General features: G+C 67.6%; 27 protein-coding genes. 22 read left to right on the forward strand and 5 right to left on the reverse strand.

The window, feature by feature from the left end; genetic code table 11:
• The first annotated feature begins 45 nt into the window (after positions 1–45).
• From GYB83_RS01480 to GYB83_RS01505, 6 genes are all read left to right on the forward strand, one after another.
• Positions 46–711, forward strand: a complete 666-nt coding sequence (locus GYB83_RS01480; protein WP_161893797.1) for a FadR/GntR family transcriptional regulator — start codon at positions 46–48, stop codon at positions 709–711.
• A 356-nt stretch (positions 712–1,067) separates the two neighbouring features.
• Positions 1,068–1,439, forward strand: a complete 372-nt coding sequence (rpsL, locus tag GYB83_RS01485; RefSeq protein WP_008376090.1) for a 30S ribosomal protein S12 — start codon at positions 1,068–1,070, stop codon at positions 1,437–1,439.
• 3 nt (positions 1,440–1,442) lie between these two features.
• Positions 1,443–1,913, forward strand: coding sequence for a 30S ribosomal protein S7 (gene rpsG / locus GYB83_RS01490; RefSeq protein WP_008376088.1), 471 nt, complete (start codon positions 1,443–1,445; stop codon positions 1,911–1,913).
• Positions 1,914–2,011: 98 nt separating this feature from the next.
• Complete coding sequence (gene fusA / locus GYB83_RS01495) at positions 2,012–4,129, forward strand: elongation factor G (protein WP_161893798.1); 2,118 nt, start codon at positions 2,012–2,014, stop codon at positions 4,127–4,129.
• A 189-nt stretch (positions 4,130–4,318) separates the two neighbouring features.
• Positions 4,319–5,509 carry an elongation factor Tu gene (tuf, locus tag GYB83_RS01500; RefSeq protein WP_161893799.1) on the forward strand — a complete coding sequence of 397 codons (1,191 nt, stop codon included), beginning with the start codon at positions 4,319–4,321 and terminating at the stop codon, positions 5,507–5,509.
• Positions 5,510–5,601: 92 nt separating this feature from the next.
• Positions 5,602–6,414, forward strand: a complete 813-nt coding sequence (locus GYB83_RS01505) for an SHOCT domain-containing protein (protein ID WP_161893800.1) — start codon at positions 5,602–5,604, stop codon at positions 6,412–6,414.
• Positions 6,415–6,418: 4 nt separating this feature from the next.
• Here GYB83_RS01505 and GYB83_RS01510 read toward each other — a convergent pair whose 3' ends face one another.
• Complete coding sequence (locus tag GYB83_RS01510) at positions 6,419–7,366, reverse strand: EamA family transporter (protein ID WP_161893801.1); 948 nt, start codon at positions 7,364–7,366, stop codon at positions 6,419–6,421.
• 58 nt (positions 7,367–7,424) lie between these two features.
• Between GYB83_RS01510 and GYB83_RS01515 the strand changes: the two genes are divergently transcribed.
• The 4 genes from GYB83_RS01515 (at position 7,425) to GYB83_RS23315 (ending at position 9,332) form a co-directional block, all read left to right on the forward strand.
• Complete coding sequence (locus tag GYB83_RS01515) at positions 7,425–8,174, forward strand: alpha/beta fold hydrolase (protein WP_161893802.1); 750 nt, start codon at positions 7,425–7,427, stop codon at positions 8,172–8,174.
• Between the two features lie 82 nt (positions 8,175–8,256).
• Positions 8,257–8,538 carry an ArsR/SmtB family transcription factor gene (locus tag GYB83_RS01520; protein WP_161893803.1) on the forward strand — a complete coding sequence of 94 codons (282 nt, stop codon included), beginning with the start codon at positions 8,257–8,259 and terminating at the stop codon, positions 8,536–8,538.
• Positions 8,535–8,927: a VOC family protein gene (locus GYB83_RS01525; protein ID WP_161893804.1), complete on the forward strand. Its 393-nt coding sequence runs from the start codon at positions 8,535–8,537 to the stop codon at positions 8,925–8,927. Before GYB83_RS01520 ends, GYB83_RS01525 begins: the two co-directional genes overlap by 4 nt.
• 180 nt (positions 8,928–9,107) lie before the next feature.
• Positions 9,108–9,332, forward strand: coding sequence for a hypothetical protein (locus GYB83_RS23315; RefSeq protein WP_186349691.1), 225 nt, complete (start codon positions 9,108–9,110; stop codon positions 9,330–9,332).
• Between the two features lie 87 nt (positions 9,333–9,419).
• Here the strand turns inward: GYB83_RS23315 and GYB83_RS01530 are convergent, their stop codons facing one another.
• On the reverse strand, positions 9,420–10,331 hold the full coding sequence (locus GYB83_RS01530) for an oxygenase MpaB family protein (RefSeq protein ID WP_161893805.1): 912 nt from the start codon (positions 10,329–10,331) through the stop codon (positions 9,420–9,422).
• A 122-nt stretch (positions 10,332–10,453) separates the two neighbouring features.
• Here GYB83_RS01530 and GYB83_RS01535 point away from each other — a divergent pair, with 122 nt between their 5' ends.
• The 11 genes from GYB83_RS01535 to GYB83_RS01585 all read left to right on the forward strand — a co-directional run bounded on the left by GYB83_RS01535 (position 10,454) and on the right by GYB83_RS01585 (position 19,759).
• Positions 10,454–11,569: a hypothetical protein gene (locus GYB83_RS01535; protein ID WP_161893806.1), complete on the forward strand. Its 1,116-nt coding sequence runs from the start codon at positions 10,454–10,456 to the stop codon at positions 11,567–11,569.
• Between the two features lie 16 nt (positions 11,570–11,585).
• A complete protein-coding gene (locus tag GYB83_RS01540; RefSeq protein WP_161893807.1) occupies positions 11,586–12,647 on the forward strand; it encodes an o-succinylbenzoate synthase in 1,062 nt (353 codons plus the stop codon).
• Between the two features lie 87 nt (positions 12,648–12,734).
• Positions 12,735–14,075: a cytochrome P450 gene (locus GYB83_RS01545; RefSeq protein ID WP_161893808.1), complete on the forward strand. Its 1,341-nt coding sequence runs from the start codon at positions 12,735–12,737 to the stop codon at positions 14,073–14,075.
• The gene (locus GYB83_RS01550) at positions 14,076–14,669 is read left to right on the forward strand and encodes a TetR/AcrR family transcriptional regulator (RefSeq protein WP_161893809.1); all 594 of its coding nucleotides are present in this window, start codon (positions 14,076–14,078) and stop codon (positions 14,667–14,669) included. It abuts the gene before it with no gap.
• Between the two features lie 23 nt (positions 14,670–14,692).
• Positions 14,693–15,553, forward strand: coding sequence for an SDR family NAD(P)-dependent oxidoreductase (locus GYB83_RS01555; protein ID WP_161893810.1), 861 nt, complete (start codon positions 14,693–14,695; stop codon positions 15,551–15,553).
• A gap of 70 nt (positions 15,554–15,623) precedes the next feature.
• The gene (locus GYB83_RS01560) at positions 15,624–16,193 is read left to right on the forward strand and encodes an Rv1363c family protein (protein ID WP_161893811.1); all 570 of its coding nucleotides are present in this window, start codon (positions 15,624–15,626) and stop codon (positions 16,191–16,193) included.
• A complete protein-coding gene (locus tag GYB83_RS01565) occupies positions 16,190–16,693 on the forward strand; it encodes a hypothetical protein (RefSeq protein ID WP_161893812.1) in 504 nt (167 codons plus the stop codon). Before GYB83_RS01560 ends, GYB83_RS01565 begins: the two co-directional genes overlap by 4 nt.
• Positions 16,690–17,289, forward strand: coding sequence for an Rv1363c family protein (locus tag GYB83_RS01570; protein WP_161893813.1), 600 nt, complete (start codon positions 16,690–16,692; stop codon positions 17,287–17,289). The genes GYB83_RS01565 and GYB83_RS01570 overlap by 4 nt, the downstream gene beginning before the upstream one ends.
• The gene (locus tag GYB83_RS01575) at positions 17,286–17,804 is read left to right on the forward strand and encodes a hypothetical protein (protein WP_161893814.1); all 519 of its coding nucleotides are present in this window, start codon (positions 17,286–17,288) and stop codon (positions 17,802–17,804) included. Before GYB83_RS01570 ends, GYB83_RS01575 begins: the two co-directional genes overlap by 4 nt.
• Before the next feature lie 36 nt (positions 17,805–17,840).
• Positions 17,841–19,034, forward strand: coding sequence for an NAD(P)/FAD-dependent oxidoreductase (locus GYB83_RS01580; RefSeq protein WP_161893815.1), 1,194 nt, complete (start codon positions 17,841–17,843; stop codon positions 19,032–19,034).
• A complete protein-coding gene (locus GYB83_RS01585) occupies positions 19,031–19,759 on the forward strand; it encodes a DNA alkylation repair protein (protein ID WP_161893816.1) in 729 nt (242 codons plus the stop codon). The genes GYB83_RS01580 and GYB83_RS01585 overlap by 4 nt, the downstream gene beginning before the upstream one ends.
• Positions 19,760–19,764: 5 nt before the next feature.
• Here GYB83_RS01585 and GYB83_RS01590 read toward each other — a convergent pair whose 3' ends face one another.
• Together GYB83_RS01590 and GYB83_RS01595 are read right to left on the reverse strand one after the other, a co-directional pair.
• Positions 19,765–20,154, reverse strand: coding sequence for a DoxX family protein (locus GYB83_RS01590; protein WP_161893817.1), 390 nt, complete (start codon positions 20,152–20,154; stop codon positions 19,765–19,767).
• A 30-nt stretch (positions 20,155–20,184) separates the two neighbouring features.
• Positions 20,185–21,243 (reverse strand): ferredoxin--NADP reductase, encoded by a 1,059-nt coding sequence (locus GYB83_RS01595; RefSeq protein WP_161893818.1) that lies wholly within the window; start codon positions 21,241–21,243, stop codon positions 20,185–20,187.
• Positions 21,244–21,429: 186 nt separating this feature from the next.
• Here GYB83_RS01595 and GYB83_RS01600 point away from each other — a divergent pair, with 186 nt between their 5' ends.
• Positions 21,430–22,590 carry a DUF6924 domain-containing protein gene (locus tag GYB83_RS01600; protein WP_161893819.1) on the forward strand — a complete coding sequence of 387 codons (1,161 nt, stop codon included), beginning with the start codon at positions 21,430–21,432 and terminating at the stop codon, positions 22,588–22,590.
• Here GYB83_RS01600 and mftR read toward each other — a convergent pair.
• On the reverse strand, positions 22,567–23,187 hold the full coding sequence (mftR, locus tag GYB83_RS01605) for a mycofactocin system transcriptional regulator MftR (protein WP_228461119.1): 621 nt from the start codon (positions 23,185–23,187) through the stop codon (positions 22,567–22,569). The two genes, GYB83_RS01600 and mftR, sit on opposite strands and share 24 nt — an antisense overlap.
• Between the last annotated feature and the right edge of the window lie 113 nt (positions 23,188–23,300).

Below are 23,300 nucleotides of genomic sequence, written 5' to 3' on the forward strand. Positions count from 1 at the left end.
TAGGATGAATGGTCGAATCGGAGCAATGTGTTTTAGGCTGCAGTCGTGGAGACCATCAAGCGGCAGAGCCTGATCGCGCAGGTGACCGAGCAACTGCGTGCCGAGATCGCGTCGGGTCGCTGGACTGTCGGGCAGCGGATCCCCACCGAGCCCGCGCTGTGCGAGATGACCGGCACCGCCCGGAACACGGTGCGCGAGGCCGTCCAGTCGTTGGTGCACGCAGGACTGTTGGAGAGGCGTCAGGGGTCGGGCACATACGTGATCGCCACCGACGAGCAGGAGGTCGTGTTCACCGACTTCTTCGCGGGTGCCCGCAGGCGTGACCTCATGGAACTGCGCGAGGCCCTCGAGGTGACCGCCGCGGGCCTGGCCGCCCGTCGCCGCGACGCCGACGACGTCCGCGCGCTCCGCGATGCGCAAGAGATCCGCAATCGCGTCTGGGCCGACGTCGTCGACGCCGACGCGGCCGTCGAGACCGACACCCGCCTGCATCGGGCCATCGTCGCGGCCAGTCACAACGAGGTCTATCTGGAGTTCTACGACTCCCTCCTCCCTGCGCTGAGGCAGTCCGTCGCCCAGCAGGGCGTGGTCGGCGGGCCGTCGTACAGCGATCTGCACGATGCGGTGGTCGAGGCCGTGATCGACGGGGACGAGGTCGCGGCCCGCGACGCGGCCCGCGACCTGCTCGTCGGGGTCGCGGAGTTCGACTGATCGCCGTCGGGCATCGGGCGTTCATGCGCCGTTCGACCGGCGCTGTCAATGATTTTGACCTCGGTAAATCCGGGCGGTAGAGTATTTCGTCGGTGCCTGCCCACGGTAGGTGCTGCCCTCGATCGGGTCGGCGACGACAACACCGAACGAGGGTGTCGCGAATCCGCGCGTGCGTGTCTGACACGCCCGACCTCGGGGTAGCGATTCCATAGTTGACCGGCGCAAACGCGCCGGTGGGGCGAGTTGCGGACATCGCTCGGAGCGTGCAAATGCGACACCGAGTGAAGTGCCCGGAGCACCAACCGCGACTACACATCGGACCGGCGGGAGCCGGCCCACAAGGAGAAAAGAACTCAGTGCCAACGATCAACCAGCTGGTCCGTAAGGGCCGCAAGGACAAGGCGTCGATCAAGAAGACCGCCGCCCTCAAGGGAAGCCCGCAGCGTCGCGGCGTGTGCACGCGTGTGTACACCACCACCCCGAAGAAGCCGAACTCCGCACTCCGCAAGGTCGCCCGTGTGCGCCTGACGAGTGGCGTCGAGGTCACCGCCTACATTCCCGGCGAGGGCCACAACCTGCAGGAGCACTCGATGGTGCTCGTCCGCGGCGGTCGCGTGAAGGACCTCCCCGGTGTTCGTTACCGCATCATCCGCGGCTCGCTCGACACCCAGGGTGTCAAGGACCGCAAGCAGGCTCGCAGCCGCTACGGCGCCAAGAAGGGAAGCTAAGTCATGCCTCGTAAAGGACCCGCTCCCAAGCGCCCGCTGATCAACGACCCGGTCTACGGTTCGCCGCTGGTCACCCAGCTCGTCAACAAGATCCTGCTGGACGGCAAGAAGTCGACCGCCGAGCGCATCGTGTACGAAGCCCTCGAGCAGGCTCGTGAGAAGACCGGCACCGACCCGGTCGTCACCCTCAAGCGTGCGCTCGACAACGTCAAGCCCACCCTCGAGGTCAAGAGCCGCCGCGTCGGCGGCGCCACCTACCAGGTGCCGATCGAGGTCAAGCCGGGCCGCGCGAACACCCTCGCACTCCGCTGGCTGGTGACGTTCAGCCGTCAGCGCCGTGAGAAGACCATGGTCGAGCGTCTCGCCAATGAACTGCTCGACGCGTCGAACGGTCTGGGCGCCTCGGTCAAGCGTCGCGAGGACACCCACAAGATGGCCGAAGCCAACCGCGCATTCGCCCACTACCGTTGGTGACCTTCTAGGATCCCCGGCCGCCGGAGACTCACAGTCTCCGGCGGACTGGCATCCTGGAAAACCACAGTCTTCAGTCCGAACTCTTCCGAAGGAACCACATGGCACAGGAAGTGCTCAACGACCTCAACAAGGTCCGCAACATCGGCATCATGGCGCACATCGACGCCGGTAAGACGACGACGACCGAGCGAATCCTGTTCTACACCGGTGTGAACTACAAGATCGGTGAAACCCACGACGGTGCATCGACCACCGACTGGATGGAGCAGGAGAAGGAACGCGGCATCACGATCACGTCCGCGGCGGTCACCTGTTTCTGGAACAAGAACCAGATCAACATCATCGACACCCCCGGCCACGTCGACTTCACGGTCGAGGTCGAGCGTTCGCTCCGCGTCCTCGACGGCGCCGTCGCCGTCTTCGACGGCAAGGAAGGCGTCGAGCCGCAGTCCGAGCAGGTCTGGCGTCAGGCCGCCAAGTACGACGTCCCCCGCATCTGCTTCGTCAACAAGATGGACAAGATGGGCGCGGACTTCTACTTCACCGTGCAGACGATCATCGATCGTCTGGGCGCGAAGCCGCTCGTCCTGCAGCTCCCGATCGGTGCCGAGGACGACTTCGTCGGCGTCGTCGACCTCCTCGAGATGCGCGCACTGGTGTGGCCGGGCGACGCCAAGGGCGACGTCACGATGGGCGCCTCGTACGAGGTGCAGGAGATCCCCGCCGATCTCGCCGACAAGGCCGCCGAGTACCGCGAGAAGCTGCTCGAGACCGTCGCCGAGTCCGACGACGCGCTGATGGAGAAGTACTTCGGTGGCGAGGAGCTCTCCATCGAGGAGATCAAGGGCGCCATCCGCAAGATGACCGTCAACTCCGAGCTCTACCCGGTGCTGTGCGGCTCTGCGTTCAAGAACCGCGGTGTGCAGCCGATGCTCGACGCCGTGATCGACTTCCTGCCGACTCCGCTGGACATCGGCGAGGTCCACGGTCACGCCGTCAACAACGAAGAAGAAGAGCTGATCCGCAAGCCCAGCAAGGACGAGCCGTTCTCGGCTCTGGCCTTCAAGATCGCGGCTCACCCGTTCTTCGGCAAGCTGACCTTCGTCCGCGTCTACTCGGGCATGGTGGAGCCGGGCACTCAGGTGCTCAACGCCACCAAGGGCAAGAAGGAGCGCATCGGCAAGCTCTTCCAGATGCACGCCAACAAGGAGATGCCCGTCGACGACGCGGTGGCAGGCCACATCTACGCGATGATCGGCCTCAAGGACACCACGACCGGCGACACCCTGTGTGCCACCGACTCGCCGATCGTCCTCGAGTCGATGACGTTCCCGGACCCGGTCATCAACGTCTCCATCGAGCCGAAGACCAAGGCCGACCAGGAGAAGCTGGGCACCGCGATCCAGAAGCTCGCCGAAGAGGACCCGACCTTCTCGGTCAACCTCGACGAGGAGACCGGCCAGACCGTCATCGGCGGCATGGGCGAGCTCCACCTCGACATCCTCGTGGACCGCATGAAGCGCGAGTTCAAGGTCGAGGCCAACGTCGGCAAGCCGCAGGTCGCGTACCGTGAGACGATCCGCAAGACCGTCGAGAAGCACGAGTACACCCACAAGAAGCAGACGGGTGGCTCGGGCCAGTTCGCCAAGGTCATCGTCAAGCTCGAGCCGCTGGTCGACGCCGAGGACGGCGCGACCTACGAGTTCGCGAACGCCGTCACCGGCGGTCGCGTCCCGCGCGAGTACATCCCGTCGGTGGATGCGGGCGCGCAGGACGCGATGCAGTACGGCGTCCTGGCCGGCTACCCGCTAGTCAACCTGAAGTTCACTCTCCTCGACGGTCAGTACCATGACGTCGACTCGTCGGAGATGGCCTTCAAGATCGCCGGTGCGCAGGCTCTCAAGGAGTCCGCACGCATGGCGCAGCCCGTCATCCTGGAGCCGATCATGGCCGTCGAGGTCACGACTCCGGAGGACTACATGGGCGACGTCATCGGCGACCTGAACTCCCGCCGTGGTCAGATCCAGGCCATGGAGGAGCGCAGCGGTGCTCGAGTCGTCAAGGCTCAGGTCCCGCTGTCGGAGATGTTCGGCTACATCGGCGACCTTCGGTCGAAGACTCAGGGCCGTGCAAACTACTCCATGGTCTTCGACTCGTACGCTGAAGTTCCGGCGAACGTGTCGAAGGAGATCATCGCCAAGGCGACCGGCGAGTAACCACTCGTCTGCCACCTCGGCGGAACCACGCCGGTCGATCTGATCGGGACGGCGTGAACAACTCGATCCTCGGTGGGCGACGCTAATCGTCGCCCATCGGGGGATCATAAGAAGCCTCTCCGCGAATGCGGAGAACCCATACGACTGTCGGGAACCACCCGGCACTCTTACAGTCCAGGAGGACACAAAGTGGCGAAGGCGAAGTTCGAGCGGACCAAGCCGCACGTGAACATCGGCACCATCGGTCACGTCGACCACGGCAAGACCACCACCACGGCTGCCATCACCAAGGTCCTGGCCGACCAGTACCCGGACCTGAACGAGAGCTTCGCTTTCGATCAGATCGACAAGGCGCCTGAGGAGAAGGCTCGTGGTATCACGATCAACATCTCCCACGTCGAGTACCAGACGGAGAAGCGTCACTACGCTCACGTCGACGCTCCGGGTCACGCCGACTACATCAAGAACATGATCACCGGTGCTGCCCAGATGGACGGCGCGATCCTGGTCGTGGCCGCCACCGACGGCCCGATGCCGCAGACCCGTGAGCACGTCCTCCTGGCTCGCCAGGTCGGCGTTCCCTACATCCTCGTCGCACTGAACAAGGCCGACATGGTCGACGACGAAGAGATCATGGAACTCGTCGAGATGGAGGTCCGCGAACTGCTGGGCGCTCAGGAGTTCGACGAGGACGCACCGGTCGTTCCGATCTCGGCGCTGAAGGCGCTCGAGGGCGACGAGAAGTGGGTCAAGTCGATCCAGGACCTGATGGCTGCCGTCGACGAGTCGGTTCCGGACCCCGTCCGCGAGACCGAGAAGCCCTTCCTCATGCCCGTCGAGGACGTCTTCACGATCACCGGTCGTGGCACCGTCGTCACCGGTCGTGTCGAGCGTGGCGAGATCAACGTCAACGCTGAGGTCGAGATCGTCGGTATCCGCGAGAAGTCGCAGAAGACCACCGTCACCGGCATCGAGATGTTCCACAAGCTCCTCGACTCGGCTCAGGCAGGCGACAACGCCGGTCTGCTGCTCCGTGGCCTGAAGCGTGAGGACGTCGAGCGCGGCCAGGTCATCGTCGCTCCCGGCACCACGACCCCGCACACCGAGTTCGAGGGCCAGGCGTACATCCTGTCGAAGGACGAGGGCGGCCGCCACACCCCGTTCTTCAACAACTACCGTCCGCAGTTCTACTTCCGCACCACGGACGTGACCGGCGTCGTCACCCTCCCCGAGGGCACCGAGATGGTCATGCCGGGCGACAACACCGAGATGAGCGTCGTGCTCATCCAGCCGGTCGCCATGGATGAGGGCCTGCGCTTCGCTATCCGCGAGGGTGGCCGCACCGTCGGTGCCGGCCGCGTCACCAAGATCATCAAGTGATCAAGTGATCAAGCTCTGACCCAGCGTCAGAACTCTGGGAACCCCGCTCCGACTTCGGTCGGAGCGGGGTTTTCTGTTTTAGGCTTACCGGCATGTTCTCCGGTGCATTCCTCCGTGCTTTCGCCAAGTCGCTCGCGTTCATGCTGCTGTGCGGTGCCGTGGGGCCCGCGTTCCTGATCATCTACTTCCTGATGGGCGACGAGGGCCCGTCGTGGATGCTGTGGAACGGCATCGGCTGGACGGCGGTCGACGTGATCGCCGCATACGCTTTCGCTCGGTACTCGGTGAACAGTTCGGCCCGGACCGCGGTGTTGAAAGCGACCGGAGTGCCGGGCATCGGTCACATCGTGGGGATGCGCGAGACGAACATGGAGATCAATGACCGCCGTGTCGTGGAGTTCACGTTGCGCGTCACAGGCCCGCGCGTCACCGAATTCACCACTTCGCTGAGGTTCCCGATGCCGGTGACCGCGACGCCTGCCATCGCCAAGGGCATGTTCGGCGTGTTCGTCTCCGCGGATCAGACGAAGGTCGACATCGACTGGGACGCGACCGGTCTGTACATCGGTTCGATGCCCGCCACGTTCGAATCGTCCGAAGACGGGCAGACCTATGATCTGACCGGCAACGCCGAAGCATTAGTTCAGGTGATCGATGTGCTGCGCCGCAACGGCATCTCCCTCGACGCAATGGTCGACGTCCGGAACGACCCCGCGGTCCGCGACGAGGTGATGGCGATCGTGCGACGGTACGCGGTGGCATCACCGCCCATGACCAAGGGACAGCCTGCTGACGGGCGCACCCTCAGCCAGCGTCTCACCGAGCTCGACGGCCTCTTTGCGGGCGGCCGCATCACGCGCGAGGAGTACGAACGTCTCCGCGGGAAGGCGATCGACGAGTACTGACGTCTCAGACGGTGACCGGCCGCTCCTCTGTGGCGGGGCGTTCCCCGAGCTTCACCACGATGACGCCGACGATGATGAGCCCGCCGCCGATCAGTTGGATCGCGGCGGGCACCTCGGCCAGGAAGATCCAGGCCGCCACGACGGCGGCGAGCACTTCGGCGAGGGCGACGAAGGAGGCGAGGCGCGGTCCGAGCCTACGGACCGCGGCGATCCCGGTCGCGTAGGCGAGGGCCGCGGTGATCAGGCCGAGGACCGCCATCGGTATCCACCAGGGGACCGTCGACCCGGCGAGCCGGACGTCGTCGGTCGATGTCGACATGGGTAGGACGCCGACCGCGCCGGACAGTCCGAGGATCGCCGCGGCCGACAGCAGTCCACCCGCGGCCATCGCGATGCCGGGAAGCCTGGTCTCCGCGTCGCCGGACATCACGAAGTAGCCGGCGGCGCCGATCATCGCGCCGAGAGCCCATGCGACGCCCGCGGCGTCCAGTGAGACCGCGCCGAATATCTGCAGCACGAGGGTCAGACCCGCGGCCGACACGATGGCCCCGACGAGCGTGAAGGCGGTGGGACGCTGGCGGTGCCTGAGCCACATCCAGACGATGACGACCACCGGCGACGTGTACTCGATGAGAAGGGCCACAGCCACCTGCAGTGTCTGGACCGCGTAGAAGTAGCAGAGCTGGGGGACCGCGACGGCGACGACGCCGTACGCGACCAGTGACCCGATCGCTCGCGGACCGCGCAGCAGGTCCCACTTGCCGCGCATCGCGACGACGGCGGGCAGCATCAGTGCCAGACCGCCGATCGTGATGCGCAGGGTCACGGCCGCCCCCGCCGACCATCCGGTGTCGAGGAGACTTCGGGCCATCGCGCCCGACAGGCCGAATGAACACGATGAGATCAGCGCGAACGCGATGCCCGCGGACAGGCGCGCCGTTTGACTGTGCATTCAGTCAGTTTAGGGCCTCTGGGGGTCGATCCGCAGCCGGTGCGTCTACCGTGGACGAATGGGTGAATCGCGCCGAGTCCCGTCCGCGGCCGGGCCGCCGTTGGCGACGACTGTCTCCGGGCCGCTCGACTCGTCGACGCCCGTCGTCCTGGTGCACGGGATGGGCGGGGACAGGTCGACGTGGCGGATGTTCGCCGGGGAACTGCGCAGCCGCGGGCGGACCGTCGTGAGTTTCGATCTGCGAGGTCACGGCCGTACCGGGCCGGGTGACTCGTACCGCCTCGGCGACTTCCGGGACGACCTCGCGGCGGTCGTCGACCACCTGGGGGTCGATCGGGTCGATCTCGTCGGTCACTCCCTCGGCGCGCACACCGCACTCCGCTACGCGATGGCCGAGCCGGGACGGGTCCGCCGCATGGTGCTCGAGGAGGTGCCGCCGATGCCGCGCGACGACGCCGACCTCGCCGAGGCGATCACCCCGTCCGCGACGTTCGGCGAACGGATCCGCGGCGTCGCGGCGGTCATCGCGAACCCCGGCCCGCTCCTGCGGTACGACAGGGCGCTCGGCGCACCGGTGACCGAGGCTTTCGGCGTCGCCGAGCCGCAGTGGTGGTGCGGGCTGTCGAAGGTGACCGCACCGACGCTCGTCGTGTCCGGCGGTCGGCGGAGCTTCCTTCCGGCCAGACATCTCCGGGACCTCGCCTACGCTCTCCCGTCCGGCGACTTCCTGACGATCGACGCCGGGCACAGCATCCACCGCGACCGGCCCGTCGAATTCGCACGCGCCGCATCGGCGCACCTCGGCTGACGCCGCCGCTTGCGCGGTCGCTCGACCGTATCGATGGCCCGCGACCTTGATAGGCAAGTAAATACTTGCCTATAGTGGATCCGTGTCCGACGTCTACCGTGCGATAGCCGACCAGACGCGGCGGGAGATCCTCGACGACCTCGTCGCGCACGGCGAGCTGACGCTGTTCGACATCTGCGGGCGGCTCGCGGTCCGCGGCAACACGTCGTCGCGTCAGGCGATCTCGCAGCACCTCTCGGTGCTTGAGGCGGCGGGGCTCGTCCACTCCCGGCGCGACGGTCGAACCAAGCGGCACGTCGTCGACACCACCCCGCTCGCCGCCATCACCAGGCGCTGGCCCACCGAACCGAACGGAGCATCATGAAAGCCCGCATCGAACTGACGAGCGTCTTCGTCGACGACCAGACGAAGGCGGAGGCCTTCTACACGGAGAGGCTCGGCTTCGTCGTCAAGCACGACGTGCCGACCGGCGTGTTTCGGTGGCTCACAGTCGTGAGCGGCGACGCCCCCGACGGCCCCGAGCTGCTTCTCGAGCCGAACGAACATCCGGCGGCCAAGGCGTACCAGGAGGCGCTGGCCGCGGACGGCATCCCGTGCGCGTCGTTCAAGGTCGACGACGTCCGTTCCGCATGCGCCGAGCTGGCCGACGCGGGAGTCCGCATCGTCAGCGAACCGATGGAGGCGGGTCCCGTCACCGTCGTCGTCATCGACGACACCTGTGGCAATCTCATCCAGTTGATGTCTGAGAACTAGGTGCACCCAGTCCCCTCGGGGCGGCACCGGTTGAACGTGAGAACTGTGTTCAGTCGATGTCGGGGAGTCGACCGTTCGCCTAATTCACACCCGCACCTCAGGTGCGACACAGCAGTAGTCGTATTCAATGACGGCAGACGAGGTCGTCCGACTTCGCGCGACGCAGAGAGAAGGTGTGCGGTGACGTTTTCGGTTGTGGTGGGCGTGTTCATCGTCGTGTGCCTCGCGGCCGCGTTGGTCTCGGATGTCCGGGCCGGACGCGGATCGCGCGGATCGCACGGATCGGCCGACTCCGGTGGTTCCGGCTCCGGCGACAGCGGCTGGAGCTGGGGCGGGGACGGCGGCGGCTGGGGAGGCGACGGCGGCAGCTGTGGCGACTCGGGCGGCGGCGGAGGCTGTGACTGACGCGGCTGTCCCGACGATCGGCCCGATCATCGAACTCCGGCGGCAATACGCCGTCGCAACGGTGCATGCGGACCGATCTTCGGAGCATCACCCGTTGTGCAGTCGGCGCGGATCGACGCCGACGCGGTCCCATCCCTCGTTGGCCCACGACAGGTACAGCCATCGGCGCGGCAGGCGGTTGACGAGCGGGTTGATCGATCGCATGAAGCCCGCGAACCGATCGAACCGGCGTTGGCGTCGATCATCCCAGTCGAGTTCGCAGACGTCGCGCATCTGCTGGGGGAGCGTTCCGACGATCACGGTCCGAACGAACCCGTTCAGCGGAGCCGACGCCAGCCGCCACACCGGCCGCGGCAGCCAGCGAGGCCCGGGGACGCCCTGCCTGATGTAGCCGGTCGCGTAGACGATCGTCTTCGTCGGGACGAACTTGTCGAGCATCGAATTCCAGTAGTCGACGAACTCGTCGTACGTCTGCGGCTGACTGCGGTCGGACACCCCGTACAGCTGATACCAGACCTTGCTCTCGTCGAAGATCTGGGCCTTCTCCTCGTACGAGAGCCGACGGATGAAGGTGTCCGTGATGTAGATGGTCTGGTCGACGAACGTCGCGTGCGCCCAGTAGAACAACTCCGGGTTCAGCGCGTGATAGCGGGAGCCGTCGCTGATCGTGCCCTTGATGTCGCGGTGGAAGTCGCGGACCGTCCGACCCCACCGGAGCGGGTCGTCGGAGTAGATCGTGCGCATGATGGGCGGCCCGCTGCGCTGTGCGCGCCCGACGAAGTCGTTGAAGATCACCGAGTGGTCCTCGACGCCCTTGGCGAGTTGCTCGATGCAGTTCTCCGTCCCCGCGAGTCGCTGGAAGCCGAGGACGGCGCGGACGTCGCCGTAGAACTTCCAGACGAGGGAATCGGCTCCGAGCTTGAGGTCGAGCGAAGCGACGTCGTCGATCGGAGCGGGCTCGGCGTCCCCGACGTGCGCGTCGAAGTCGGTTGAGGTCATGTCGTGACACTAACCCCAGTTTGAGACAAAATCTAGAGATCGTTCCAACGGTCGTCGTCGAAATGGTCGACCCGAACTCCGTTCCGGGTGCTGGGCAGTGCGTCCCGGGCTAACATGCGGCAATGACGAACCCTCCTGGTCCGGTCGGCCCACCGCCTTCGCCTCCGCCCACACCGCCGTCGGCGGCGGAGACCAGGCTCACCGCGATACCGGGCACGGACACGCCGTCGGGGCGACACGGGGCACTCCCCGGCGACCCGTCGCAACCCGACCAGCCGTGGGCGTCGTCGCCCGCGACGCACAGTCATGCCGCGGTCCCCGCCGGTCCCGAACCGACACGCGCCATGCCGGTGGCTTCGCCGGACTCGACCGTCGTCCACGGGCAGCCGTCGGTTCCGACCGCGCCGCAGCCTGCTCCGGTGCATCAGCCGCAGTACGCACCCCAGCCGCAGTTCACGCCCCAGCCGCAGTACGCGCCGCCGCAGTACGGGACCACTCAGTTCGGACCCGCGCCGCATCAGCAGCCGATGATGCCGCCGTCGCAACCGTTCAATCAGGTCGGTCAGGTGCCGTACTACCCGACGGCTGCGCGTCCCGCCGATCGGCGGCGGTCCGCGGGGGTCGCCATCGGGATCGCGTTCGCGGTGCTCGCCGTGTACTTCGCCATCGACATGGCGACCTCTGCCGCGACGTACAAGATCTACGAGTCGACGGCGATCGACGACGCGGAGACGCTGCGTCGAATCGTGGGGTGGCTCTGGATGATTCCCTTGCTGGTCCTCGTGATCGGCGTCGTCGCGTCCGCCGATCGTGCGGTCCGATCGCGCGGAGCGTCGATCGGTGCGGGGCTCCTGGCGGTCCTGATCTATGCGGTCCACCGGCTCGCGGCGACGACCGACAAGTTCTGGGAGATCGTCGGCGATCGCGACGGCGTGACTGCCGGGTTCCGGTCCCAGGTGTTCTGGATTCTCACCGCGCTGACCGTGGCGGCGCTGACCGCGGCATGGGTTCTCGGGCATCGGAGGAGTCTCGCGGGGCTCATCGTCGCACCGTTCGCCGGCCTCGCCGCATACGGTGTCAGCGTCGGCCTGGACGAGGTCGACTTCCGGTGGGAGACGATCACCGAGACCATGATCAGCGAGGCTGCGTACACGGCTGCGTTCATCGCGGTCGCCGTCGTCTTCTGCTGGATCGCCGTCGGCATCGACAAGATGACGGAGCCGCGGCAGCCGTTCTGATCGATAGGCTGGGGACATGGTGTTCTCGCAGCCTTCGGGAAAGAACAAGACGTCGCCGTTCGGGACGTCGGACGACCGGAAGAGTCCGGTTCCGACGTTCCGGTTGAAGCCGAAGGACGCGCCGCCGCCGTCGATGCCGACGGCCGACGACCTGCTCGAGAGCGCCCGCGTCGTCTCGCTGCCGATGCGGACCATGTTCCGTGGGATCACCGTCCGCGAGGCGTTGCTGTTCAAAGGTCCGGCAGGCTGGGGCGAGTTCGCGCCGTTCCCGGAGTACGACGACGCCGAATCGCGACTGTGGCTCGCCGCGGGCATCGAGGCCGCCTATCTGGGAGCGCCGCAACCGCTGCGGGACGCCGTCGACGTCAACGCGACGGTGCCCGCGGTCCCCGCCGATGAGGTGGCCGCGATCATCGGCCGTTACCCGGGAGCGAAGACGGTGAAGGTCAAGGTCGCCGAGCCCGGTCAGACTCTCGCCGACGACGTCGACCGCGTGGCCGCCGCGCGAGACGTGGTGCCGAATGTGCGGATCGACGCGAACGGCGCGTGGACCGTCGACCAGGCCATCGCCGCGATCGCCGCGATCGGCGACGTCGAGTACGTCGAACAGCCGTGCCGCACCGTCGAGGAGCTCGCGCAGGTGCGGCGGTCGGTGGACGCGCTGATCGCCGCCGACGAGTCGATCCGCCGGTCGACCGATCCGATGCGCGTCGCCAAGGCTGAGGCCGCCGACATCGCGGTGCTCAAGGTCGCGCCGCTGGGCGGCATGCGGTCGCTGCTCAACCTCGCGGCACGCCTGCCCATGGACGTCGTCGTCTCCAGTGCGCTCGACACCGCGATCGGGATGTCGGCGGGCGTCGCCGCCGCTGCCGCGCTCCCGAACCTGCACCGTGCGTGCGGACTCGGCACCGGAGCGATGTTCACCCGCGACGCCGGGATGTCGTTCCGCATGCACGACGGCGCCGTCGAGCCGCGCAGCGTGGTCCCGTCGGACGACGCGCCCCTCGCATCGGCCGCCCGCAGGCTGTGGTGGGAGGAACGTCTCCGCAGGTGCCACGCTCTGCTCGTCAACCGCTGAGACGAAGTACTAGAAACAATCTCAAGAATCTGTTCCAATGGGTGAGAGCGGCGTCACAGCGACGCCGCGCCCGAGGAGGAGATCATCATGGCGGCACCGGTTCTCGCGCAACCCGACATCGACAGCGGTCTGCGACCGGTGCCCGTGACCGACCGCAACGGCGTCCTCGAGATCCTCCGCATGCGCCGCGATCCGTTCTCCTTCGGCGACGACAAGCGTCTGCGGTTCGGCGAGGTGTACGGCATGAACGCGCTCGGCGTCCGGATGGTCACCTGCAACGGGCCGGCCGCGGCGGACGAGATCCTGATGAACAAGCGCCGAGCGTTCGCGAACGCCCCCGCGTGGAGCTACTTCATCGGCCCGTTCTTCAACCGTGGCGTCATGCTCCTCGACTTCGACGAGCACCGTCACCACCGGCACATCCTGCAGCAGGCGTTCACGCCCAAGGTCCTCAAGGGCTACATGGACGAGATGCAGCCGATGATCGCCGAGCGGATGACGCGCTTCCCGACCGGCCGCGTGCTGATGCTCAACGAGTTCAAACAGCTCACCCTCGATGTGGCGCTCGAAGTGTTCCTCGGCCTCGAACTGCCCAAGGCAGAGGCGGACCGCCTCAACAAGGCGTTCATCGAGACGGTCCGCGCGGGAGTGGCGTTCGTCCGCAAGCCGGTTCCCGGCGGACGCTGGTGGAAGGGCGTCCGCTCGCGCAAGATCCTCGAAGACTTCTTCTACCAGCACATCCCGGCCAAGCGGGCCACGGCGACGCCCGACCTGTTCTCGGTGCTGTGCCATGCCGAGAGCGACGACGGCGACACGTTCACCGACGAGGACGTCGTCAACCACATGATCTTCGTGTTGATGGCGGCGCACGACACGTCGACCATCACGATGTCGCAGATGGCGTACCACATGGCGAAACACCCCGAGTGGCAGCAGAAGGCGCGCGAGGAGTCGCTCGCGCTCGGCGAGCATCTCACCTACGACGACCTCTCCTCCATGACGACGATCGACCTCATCATGCGCGAGTCGCTGCGCATGTGTCCGCCGGTGCCCGCACAGCCGCGGATGGCGATCGAAGACACCGAGGTTCAGGGCTACTTCATCCCGAAGGGGACGATGGTCGTCGTGCCCCAGCTGGGGAACCACCGGCGCAAAGACCTGTACTCGCACCCGGACGTGTTCGATCCGGAACGGTTCGGAGCCGACCGCGCCGAAGACAAGGCGCATCGGATGGCGTGGATGCCGTTCGGCGGCGGCGTCCACAAGTGCATCGGCCTGTACTTCGGGCAGATGGAGATCAAGACGATCATGCATCATCTGCTCCGCGGCTACGAGTGGACAGTCCCCGACGGCTACGTGATGCCGATGGACTACAGCGCGCTGCCCGTCCCGAAGGACAAGCTGCCCGTCACGATGCGGCGACGCTGAATGGTCGGGTCCGCACGCAAGCCGCGTGTCACGACGTCGCCGTCCGACCAGGAGGAGGCGATCCTCGCCGCCGCGGCGGGTGAGTTCGCCGAGGTCGGCGTGCGTCGTGCCAACATGGACGAGGTGGCGCGTGTGGCGGGTGTCAGCCGATCCACGCTGTACCGCCGGTTCCCCAACAAGGACAACCTGCTGCTCGCCGTCGCGAACCGCACGTTCGAGGCAGGCATGGAGCGGATCGAGCGAGGCGTCGAGGGACTCGGCCCGGCCGACGCCGTCATCGAAGCGTTCGCGACGGGCGCCGACATGGTCGAGAACGACCCGCTGCTGCGCCGCGTCGTCATCGAGGACGTCGAGATCCGCAGCATCACGGCCACCGTCAGCTCGTTGTTCCTCGTCATGGTCACCGAGCGTGTCGCCCGAACGCTGCGCCGAGCGGGAGCCACCATGCCCGACGACGACCTCCTCCAAGCCGTCGAACTGCACGTTCGGCTCGTGACGTCGTTCCTCGAGTCGCCGGTCGACGACCCGGAGCGTCGGACGCCCGAACACGTCCGCGCGATGGCCGCCAAGTTCCTCGCCCCGATGATCTATTGATCCCTCATTCAGGAGTGCTCCCCATGTCGTTCTTCTCTCGCCGTGCCGACGAACGCCTCGCCCGGATCCGTGGCGGGGTCGCGGGCAAGGTCGTCGCGATCACCGGCGGCGCCCGAGGCATCGGCTTCGAGATCGCCGGGCAGGTCCTCGCCGCGGGCGGACGGGTCGCGCTCGGCGACATCGACGTCGACGCCGTCGCCAAGGCTGCGGCGGACCTCGGTGTGGAGGGCATGGCGCTCGACGTGACCGACAGCGCGTCGTTCGACTCGTTCCTCGACACAGTCGAGGAACGGGTCGGACCCGTCGACGTGCTCATCAACAACGCCGGGATCATGCCGGTCGGATCGATCCTCGACTACGACGAGGCGCTCATCCGTCGGACCGTCGAGATCGACCTGGTCGGCGTCATCCTCGGCACGCGCGCGGCGGGGCGACGCATGGTCGCGCGCGGACACGGACAGATCGTGAACATCGCGTCGGTCGCGGGCCGACTCGCCGCGCCGGGACTGTCGGTGTACAACGCCGCCAAGTCGGGGGTCATCGAGTTCTCCGAGACGGCAGACGCGGAGCTGATGGGCAGGGGAGTGCGGGTGTCGACGGTGATGCCGTCGTTCACCGACACCGGGCTCATCGACGGACTGCAGACCAACATGCTCGTCCGGTCCGTCGGCACCGACGTGGTCGCGCGCGAAGTCCTTGCGACGATCGCGACACCGCGCGTCCGGGTCACGGCTCCGCGGTCCTTCGGTTGGGTGGATGCGAATCCGGCGGTGCCGGTCGGGCTCAAGCGTCGCCTGAGCCGTCTGACCAAGACCGACACGATGTTCCTGAACGCCGATCGCACGGCCCGCGCCGACTACGACGCCCGGATCGGCCAGTCCTGACGGTTGCTCCGAGCCTGGTGACCACGGGCTGGTCACCGGGCTCGGAGCAGCGGTGATTATCGTGGCAAGCGTGTCCGAAACCGACCGATCCCTCGCCCGACTGCGCGCGGCGCGGCGCGCCGCCGGACAGGCGCGTGACGAACTCGCCGACGTCCGGGCGGGCTCTCGGACGTCGACCCGGTCGGTGATGGCGCTCGCGGTGATCACGGTGGTGGTCGCGGCGCTGATCGGGGTCGTGTCCTGGCGGTATGCGACCGCCCCGTCGTACTTCTCCGACGACGAGTTCATCGCGGCGACCACCGAGCGGGTGTCGCTGCTCCTCGAGGCGGACAACGGTGACACGGCCCGCGCCGGGCGGATACTGGCCGGGGCGACGGGCGAGTTCCACGACTCGTTCGCGCAGTCGGCCGACGCATACAGCAAGTACATCGAATCGGCCCGCACCCGAGGCGCGGGGCGGATCGACGGGGTGGCGGTGGCCCGACGCGACGGGAGCTCCGCGTTGATGCTCGTCACCGCGAGCGTTCGCATCAGCACGGCCGACGGCACCGACGACGCCGCGTCCGACTTCCGGATGCGCGTCCTGATGACCCCGGAGGACGGAGTCCTCAAGATCGCGGGCGTGGAGGTGCTGGCGTGAGGATCGTCGAACGGTTGGAGGCCCCGGTCGACCGACGGACACGGCTCGCCGTCGCGGCGGTGGCCGTCGTCGTCGTGATCGCGTTCGTCTGGTGTGTCGCCGCGCTCGGGTCGAGGTCGACCGCGGTCGCCGACGCCGACGCGCGGACCGACCTCGCCGACCAGGCCCCGGTCGCCGTCGCGACCGTGTTCACGGTGCACGCCGCCACCTGGCGGAGCGACCGCGCGGCCGCCCGCGGCCATCTCGCCGAGCCACTGGCGACGACGCTCGCGCCTGCCCTCGCGTCGGGTGCCCCAGACGGCGTCGCGACCGTCGAATGGGCGCCGCTGACGACGGCGGTCGTCGACGTCGACGGTGACACCGGGTCGGTGCTGTTGACCGTCCGCGTGACGGTCACTCCCGCGTCCGGCACCCCGTCGACCGCACGGAAGGCCGTCCACGCGGACTTCAGCCGCGTGGCAGGCCAGTGGCGGCTGTCCGGATTGGACGACCTCTCATGACCGATACCCAGCGCGTGCGACAGGCCCGTGAGAAGCTCGCCGACGCCGTCCGCGAGGAGCGTCTCGCGCTGATCGCGGCCGCCCCGGCCCTGCGCGGTCGTGCCCGACGACGCCGCGCCGCGGTCCGGCTCGCGCTTGTCGCGGCGCTGGTGGTCGCGGTCGCCGCGGCGGGTGTCGGACTGTGGGCCACATTGTCCGCGTCGTCGACGCGGTCGGCGGTGGCGTCGTCGGACGACGCCGTGGCCGCGGCGTCCGCCGCCGTCGTCACGATGCTGACGCCCGACCCCGCGAACGCCGACGCGTACCTGGCCGCGATCGTCGACGACAGCACCGGCGACCAGCGCAGACGGTTCGAGCAGAATCACGGGGCGATCGCCGAGTACGTCCGCTCGTCGGCGGTCCGGCCGGCGGGCAGTGTCGTCACCGCGGGATCCGAGCGCGCGGACGGCGACACCGTCGATGTCGTGCTCGTCGCGCAGGCCACCGATCCGACTCTCGTCGGCGGACAACAGGGGGAGCAGCGGGTGACCCTCCGGGTGACGATGACGAGGTCGGACGACAGGTGGCTCGTCGCGAACACGGAGCGACTCTCATGATCGGATGGAGTGATCGGCCGACGGGCGAGCGTCGCAGACTGTCCGTGTGGCTCGCGCTGATCGCGGCCGGACTGACCGTCGCGGTCGTCGTGGGCACGCTCAGCGTCCGCGCCAGAGTCGAACCGGTGCCGCCCGATGGAGAGGTCGCGGCGGCCGCCGCGTCGGCGGTGTCGGCGTTGATGACGTTCGCGCCCGCCGACACCACTCGCCGACGGGACGAGGTGGCCGCACACCTCACCGGGGTGCTGGCCGCCGACTACGCCCTTCGCGGGCCGGACGTCGTCTTCACCTCCGCCGTCGAGTCGGACGTGACGATGACCGTCGACGTGACCGACGCGGCGGCCGTCACCCGGTCCGACCGGTCGGCGCGGGTGATGGTCTTCGCGGATCAGACGATCGTCGTCGGGGCGCACGCGGACACGCCGTCGCATACCGGTGTCGCCCGCTGGGCGTGGATGCGGCGCGTGGACGGCCGGTGGCTTCTGGCTAAACTAGAACCTGTTACACCTCAGTGAGCCGCGGGGCGGCCGAGAAGTCGTGAAGGAGACTCCATGAACGAACCGATCGTGATCGTCGGCGCAGGCCTCGGCGGAATCCGGCTCGCCGAGAACCTCCGCAACGGCGGCTACGAAGGCGAACTCGTCCTCATCGGGGAGGAGCCGCACGCCCCGTACGACCGCCCGCCGCTGTCGAAGGCCGTCCTGACCGGCGACCACACCACGACCGACCTCAAGCGCCCCGAGTACTACACGGACAGTCGTATCGATCTGCGCACCGGCACCCGGGTGACCGCGGTCGACCCGGCGTCGCACACCGTGACCGTCGACCATGACGGTGTCGTCGACCAGGTGAGCTATGGGACTCTGGTCCTCGCGACGGGGCTCGTCGCGCGCCGATTCCCGGGAGCCGACGACGTCCGCGGCGTCCACGTGATCCGCACGATCGACGACGCCCTCGCCCTGCGCGCCGACGCCGCCACCGCGACGAAGGCGGCCGTCGTCGGCGCCGGATTCATCGGTTGCGAGGTCGCGGCCAGCCTGCGGGCCCTGGACATCCCCGTCACGGTAGTGGAACCCGCGCAGACCCCGCTCGCCGTGGCGGTCGGCGCCACGATCGGTGAGATGATCACCCGTCTGCATCGCGAGGCCGACGTCGACCTGCGCACCGGAACCGGCGTGGACGAGCTGGCCGTCGCTGACGGTGCGGTCACCGGGATCGTGCTGTCGGACGGGACGACGATCGACGCCGATCTGGTCGTCGTCGGCATCGGCGGCTACCCCGACCTCGGCTACCTCGACGGATCGGGCATCCCGATGGCGCCGCGCGAATCCGGCGGCGGCATCGCCTGCAACGGAGTGGGACTGGCCGTGGACGACGTCTACGCGCTCGGCGACGCCGCGAACTGGACCGATGTCCACGGCGACCACAACCGTGTGGAGCACTGGAATCACGTCGTCGACCAGGCCGCGATCGTCGCCGCGCAACTGCTCGGCCATCCGATCGCGCATCAGGCCGTGCCCTACTTCTGGAGCGACCAGTACGGTCTCAAGATCCAGATGCTCGGTGCGCCGCATAGCGACGACGACGTCCACGTGGTGGACGACGACGGCCGCCGATTCCTCGCCTACTACAGTCGCGACGGAATCCTGACCGGCGTCGTCGGTGCGGGCCGCGTCGGCAAGCTGATGAAGACCCGGCCACACCTGTTGACGCCAACGCCGATCGCCGCTCTGCTCGACGCATGAGCGTGAGCCCGGAGTCGACGGCGGCCGACATCTCGTCGGCGGTCGTCGCGATGGGCGACGCCGACAAGGCCGCCTCGGCCCGGCGCTACTTCAAGACCGGTCCGGGCGAGTACGGCGAGGGCGACGAGTTCGTCGGTGTCCGGGTCCCGGACCTGCGACGACTGTCGCGATCGCTGCGTGGACTGCCGGCCGGGGTGATCATCGAACTTCTCGACTCACCACTGCACGAGGTCCGCCATCTGGCCCTGCTCACGATGGTTCTGAACTTCTCGGCGCGCGGATCGGAGCGTGAGTCGTGGGTGCAGACCTACCGGGAGGCGGTGGTGTCGGGGCGGGTGAACAATTGGGATCTCGTCGACTGCTCGGCGTCGGACGTTCTCGGCGCCTGGCTTGTCGAGGTCGACGATGCGGGCGAGTTGCTCGAGTGGGCGGCGTCGGATGATCTGTGGCGTCGTCGTGTGGGGATCATCGGCGCCTACGCCTTCATCCGGGCCGGTCGGGCAGACGCGATTCTCGCCGTCGCCCCGCTGGTGATCGACGACCGCCGCGATCTGATCCAGAAGGCGTTCGGTTGGATGCTCCGCGAGGCGGGAGGCCGGATCGACGAGTCGGTGCTCACCGACTATCTCCAGGCTCACGCCTCGCAGATGGGCCGTACCGCGCTCTCCTACGCGGTCGAGAAGCTGACGCCCGACCAGCGGGCGCATTTCCGGTCACTCCGCTGACGGGGTCAGGCCTCGTCGACGACGCGACGGGGAGCGCCCCGCCGGACCAGCAGCGCCAGCACGATCAGGGGGACCTGGAGGGGCAGGCGCGCCCATGCGATGGACTTCATCAGCGTGCTCTTGTCGACCCACAGCCGGATCATGTTGACGTTCGCGGGGAACACCGCGATGAACAGAAGTGCCGCGAGACCGGCCGCTGTCCGGCGGGTGCGGGGCACGAGAACCGCTGCGCCGAGTCCGATCTCGGCCGCGCCGGACGCGTACGTCCACATCCGCTTGTCGCCGGGAACCTCGTCGGGGACGATTCCGTCGAATGGTTCCGGCGCGACGAAGTGCAGGACTCCCGGCACCAGGAGGATCGCCGACAGGATGCGTGTGAGCCGCTCGTGGATCATGCCGTCGAGTCTAGGTTGTGTCTCCTAGAGTCAGAACTCGACGCGCAGCTTGTCGGACGTCGGCTTGGCCTGGCAGCCGAGGATGTAGCCGTCGGCGATGTCGTCCGGGTCGAGGGCTCCGGACACCTCCATCTCGACGGTGCCCTCGGTGAGCGTGCACGCGCACGAACCGCATTCGCCCTCCTGGCAGGAGTACGGGGCGTCGAGTCCGGCGGCGAGCATGATGTCGACGAGGGTGCGCGATCGAGGCCACACGAGTTCGTGGGTCTCGCCGTCGAGCTCCACCTCGACCTGCGCCGCGTCGGCGGCTTCCTCCTCGCTCACTTCGGCGTGCTCGACGTCGACGAACGGGTCGCCCGACAGCGAGTTGTACACCTCGGCGTGCACATTGTGGTGGTCGAACTTGGCCTTCGCCAGGCCTGCGTGGACGGCGTCCATGAACGGCCCCGGACCGCACATGTAGGCAGAGTGGGTCGCGGACATGGGCGCGAACAGTGTCGCGAGCTTCTTCTCGGTCGGCAGGCCCTGGACAGATTCGAGCCAGTGGATCACCGACAGCCTGCCGGGGTGCTTGTCCTGCAGGTCGCGCAGTTCGGCGCCGAATATGACGTCGTTCTCGCTGCGGTTGGCGTAGAAGAACATGATCGGCCCGGTGCCGGTCGCGAGAGCGGTCTTGAGGATCGACATGACCGGTGTGACGCCGGATCCGGCGGCGAGCAGCAGCATCGGCGCGTGGATGTTGGCCGGGGTGAACACGCCGGACGGGGGCAGCGCCTCGACCTGATCGCCCGCGGACAGGTTGTCGCAGATCCAGTTGGAGCCGTAGCCGTCGACGGTCCGCTTGACCGTCACCTTGGGCAGCGCGTCGTGCTTGGGTGCGGACGACAGCGAATAGCAGCGCGCGACCGACCCGGTCTGGTCGGACGGGATGCGCAGGGTGAGGAACTGACCCGGCAGATAGTCGGCGAACTTCTCGGCGTGTGTGCCGGGGATGTCGAAGACGATGCTGCGCGAGTCCGCGGTCTCGTCGATCACCTCGGCGACGGTGAGGATCGCGCTGCGCGTGCTGTGCGGGGTCAGGTCGGTCATGGTGCGCTCTCTGTGCGGAGACGTCCGACCGAGGCCGGAACTAGAACGTGTTCTACATGAGGGTATCAGCGCTTGGAAGTGTGTCACAGACGCCGCGTTCCGCGATGGAGGGCGCACCTGGTCGATGGGTCGATCGGATTCGTGCATTGTCCCCTGAACGGATGAAACGGTTGATAGCGTCGAGTCATGACGCCTTCGGGGGAAGAACTCATCGAGTTCAATCGTGCGACGGCCGAGTCGACGATCGTCGCGACGGTCAACTTCTCGCACAACGTCGGCAACGGGTGGGAGGTGCGACGAGTCTGGTACAGCCCGCCGGGCTACTGGCGGGTGGAAGGCGCCGACGGAGTGGAACTCGTCGTCGGCCCCGACTATGTCTACCGCCCGGTCGACGGTCGAATGGAGCGTTCGCGTGCCACGCACGCGAGGTCGAGTGTGGGCATGCTCCCCGCCCACCTGATGCAGCCTCACCAGATACTCACGATGTACACGGCGTGGCCCGCGCCGGAACCGCCGCGGTCGATCGGTCCGACGCCGCCGGGGCCGGATGCGGGGTTGCTGGCTGTCGCCGGTTCCGTGCACGACGGCGGGCCACGGTGGACCATCGCGTCGGATGTGCTCGCGAAGCCTGTGCGAGGCAGGCCCGCGTGGGCGGTGACGATCGCGCTGTCGAACGACATGGGCAACCGGGCGTACGAGTGGGTGTTCGACGCCGCGACGGGTGTGGTGATCGGCCGGAATCTCGGCTCGCTGTACGGCGTCACCGAGGTGTCGGATCTCGTGGTGGGCGCGCCTGTTGATCCGGCGATGTTCGAGTGGGCGGGCGACTGCATCGATGCGACGGTGGCGGCCGCTCAGCGTGCCGACGCGGCGCGGGAAGAGGAGCGCTTTCGGGACTCGAACGGGGCGGGCAACACCGTCGAACGCTATCTCGATCGCGAGTACGGCACCGTCCTGGTGCGAACCGACTTCACGGACGACGACGCATGGGTCGCGCTCGTGGACTCCGTCAACTCGGATCGGGACGGATTGATCGGGGCGGGCCTTCCGGTCGTCGACAACCGACGCTACGAGGGTTGGGGCGTCGACGACTTCCTCGCCGCGTACGACCGCACGCCGCGGAATGTGGTGATCGCGGGCCCGGACGCGTTCGTGCACCCCGAACGTCTGTTGACTTATCTCCGGATCACTCCGGCGGACGTCGATTCGACGGAGCGGGGGACCGTCAGGATCGTCAACGCGGATTCGCTCGCCCTGATGCAGGCGAACATCGACGTGACGAACATGTTCCTGTACGAGATGACACCGGACGCTGACGGAATCCTACGAATGGAGTGGCTCGGCTGATCTGGCCGTCGTCAACGACCCGACCCCGTCGACGAGGACGCGGCCGCCGGTCTCGAGGAGTTCGGTGAGGTCGGACGTCGGGTCGGCGAGCCACTGGTCGTAGGCCGCGAGGGCGGTGCCGAGGGTCATCCACGCGATGGTCTGCGGGATGTGGTCGCCGGGGTCGACGGCGAGTCGGGCCGCGCAGTGCTCGGCGATCACCTGGCGCCAGTCGGCGTACATGAGCATCGAATGGGCCTGCAGCGCGGGCACTCCCAGCAGGAGCGACATGCGGCTGCGGTGCTTCTCCACGTAGTCGCCGGGCACCTCGTTGAACACGATGAGTGCGCGGATCAGGCTCTCCCCGAGGCTGATGTCCTCGGGTGCTCGCGCGAGCCGGGTTCGCAAGTCGTCGAGATGATCGTCGAACTCGCCCCAGGCGAGCGAGTTCTTGGACGGGTAGTAGCGGAACAGCGTGCGCCGCGCGATGCCTGCCGCCGAGGCGATGTCGTCGACGCTCGTCTCGTCGAAGCCGTTGGCGGTGAAGAGGTCGATCGCGACCTCGCTGAGGCGGCCGCGAGTGGTCGCGGCGGGGCGTCCGGCGAACGGTCTCGACACGATCGTCTCCTGTCTGTGCTGGTCACGATGGTACCTGGGATGAATCTGCGCCGAACGCTAGCAATTCTGCACTCAGTGCCATTATGGTGTGAAGCGAACCACACAGAACTACA

This window comes from Gordonia spumicola (genome assembly GCF_009932475.1).
GTDB classification, from domain to species: Bacteria; Actinomycetota; Actinomycetes; order Mycobacteriales; family Mycobacteriaceae; genus Gordonia; species Gordonia spumicola.

Bases quoted from the DNA above. Each gene is read 5' to 3' on its own strand.
- rpsG (WP_008376088.1), top strand. From the start codon at position 1,443: ATGCCTCGTAAAGGACCCGCTCCCAAGCGCCCGCTGATCAACGACCCG.
- fusA (WP_161893798.1), top strand. From the start codon at position 2,012: ATGGCACAGGAAGTGCTCAACGACCTCAACAAGGTCCGCAACATCGGC.
- GYB83_RS01505 (WP_161893800.1), top strand. From the start codon at position 5,602: ATGTTCTCCGGTGCATTCCTCCGTGCTTTCGCCAAGTCGCTCGCGTTC.
- GYB83_RS01510 (WP_161893801.1), bottom strand. From the start codon at position 7,366: ATGCACAGTCAAACGGCGCGCCTGTCCGCGGGCATCGCGTTCGCGCTG.
- GYB83_RS01515 (WP_161893802.1), top strand. From the start codon at position 7,425: ATGGGTGAATCGCGCCGAGTCCCGTCCGCGGCCGGGCCGCCGTTGGCG.
- GYB83_RS01525 (WP_161893804.1), top strand. From the start codon at position 8,535: ATGAAAGCCCGCATCGAACTGACGAGCGTCTTCGTCGACGACCAGACG.
- GYB83_RS01530 (WP_161893805.1), bottom strand. From the start codon at position 10,331: ATGACCTCAACCGACTTCGACGCGCACGTCGGGGACGCCGAGCCCGCT.
- GYB83_RS01535 (WP_161893806.1), top strand. From the start codon at position 10,454: ATGACGAACCCTCCTGGTCCGGTCGGCCCACCGCCTTCGCCTCCGCCC.
- GYB83_RS01540 (WP_161893807.1), top strand. From the start codon at position 11,586: ATGGTGTTCTCGCAGCCTTCGGGAAAGAACAAGACGTCGCCGTTCGGG.
- GYB83_RS01545 (WP_161893808.1), top strand. From the start codon at position 12,735: ATGGCGGCACCGGTTCTCGCGCAACCCGACATCGACAGCGGTCTGCGA.
- GYB83_RS01550 (WP_161893809.1), top strand. From the start codon at position 14,076: ATGGTCGGGTCCGCACGCAAGCCGCGTGTCACGACGTCGCCGTCCGAC.
- GYB83_RS01555 (WP_161893810.1), top strand. From the start codon at position 14,693: ATGTCGTTCTTCTCTCGCCGTGCCGACGAACGCCTCGCCCGGATCCGT.
- GYB83_RS01570 (WP_161893813.1), top strand. From the start codon at position 16,690: ATGACCGATACCCAGCGCGTGCGACAGGCCCGTGAGAAGCTCGCCGAC.
- GYB83_RS01575 (WP_161893814.1), top strand. From the start codon at position 17,286: ATGATCGGATGGAGTGATCGGCCGACGGGCGAGCGTCGCAGACTGTCC.
- GYB83_RS01580 (WP_161893815.1), top strand. From the start codon at position 17,841: ATGAACGAACCGATCGTGATCGTCGGCGCAGGCCTCGGCGGAATCCGG.
- GYB83_RS01585 (WP_161893816.1), top strand. From the start codon at position 19,031: ATGAGCGTGAGCCCGGAGTCGACGGCGGCCGACATCTCGTCGGCGGTC.
- GYB83_RS01590 (WP_161893817.1), bottom strand. From the start codon at position 20,154: ATGATCCACGAGCGGCTCACACGCATCCTGTCGGCGATCCTCCTGGTG.
- GYB83_RS01595 (WP_161893818.1), bottom strand. From the start codon at position 21,243: ATGACCGACCTGACCCCGCACAGCACGCGCAGCGCGATCCTCACCGTC.
- GYB83_RS01600 (WP_161893819.1), top strand. From the start codon at position 21,430: ATGACGCCTTCGGGGGAAGAACTCATCGAGTTCAATCGTGCGACGGCC.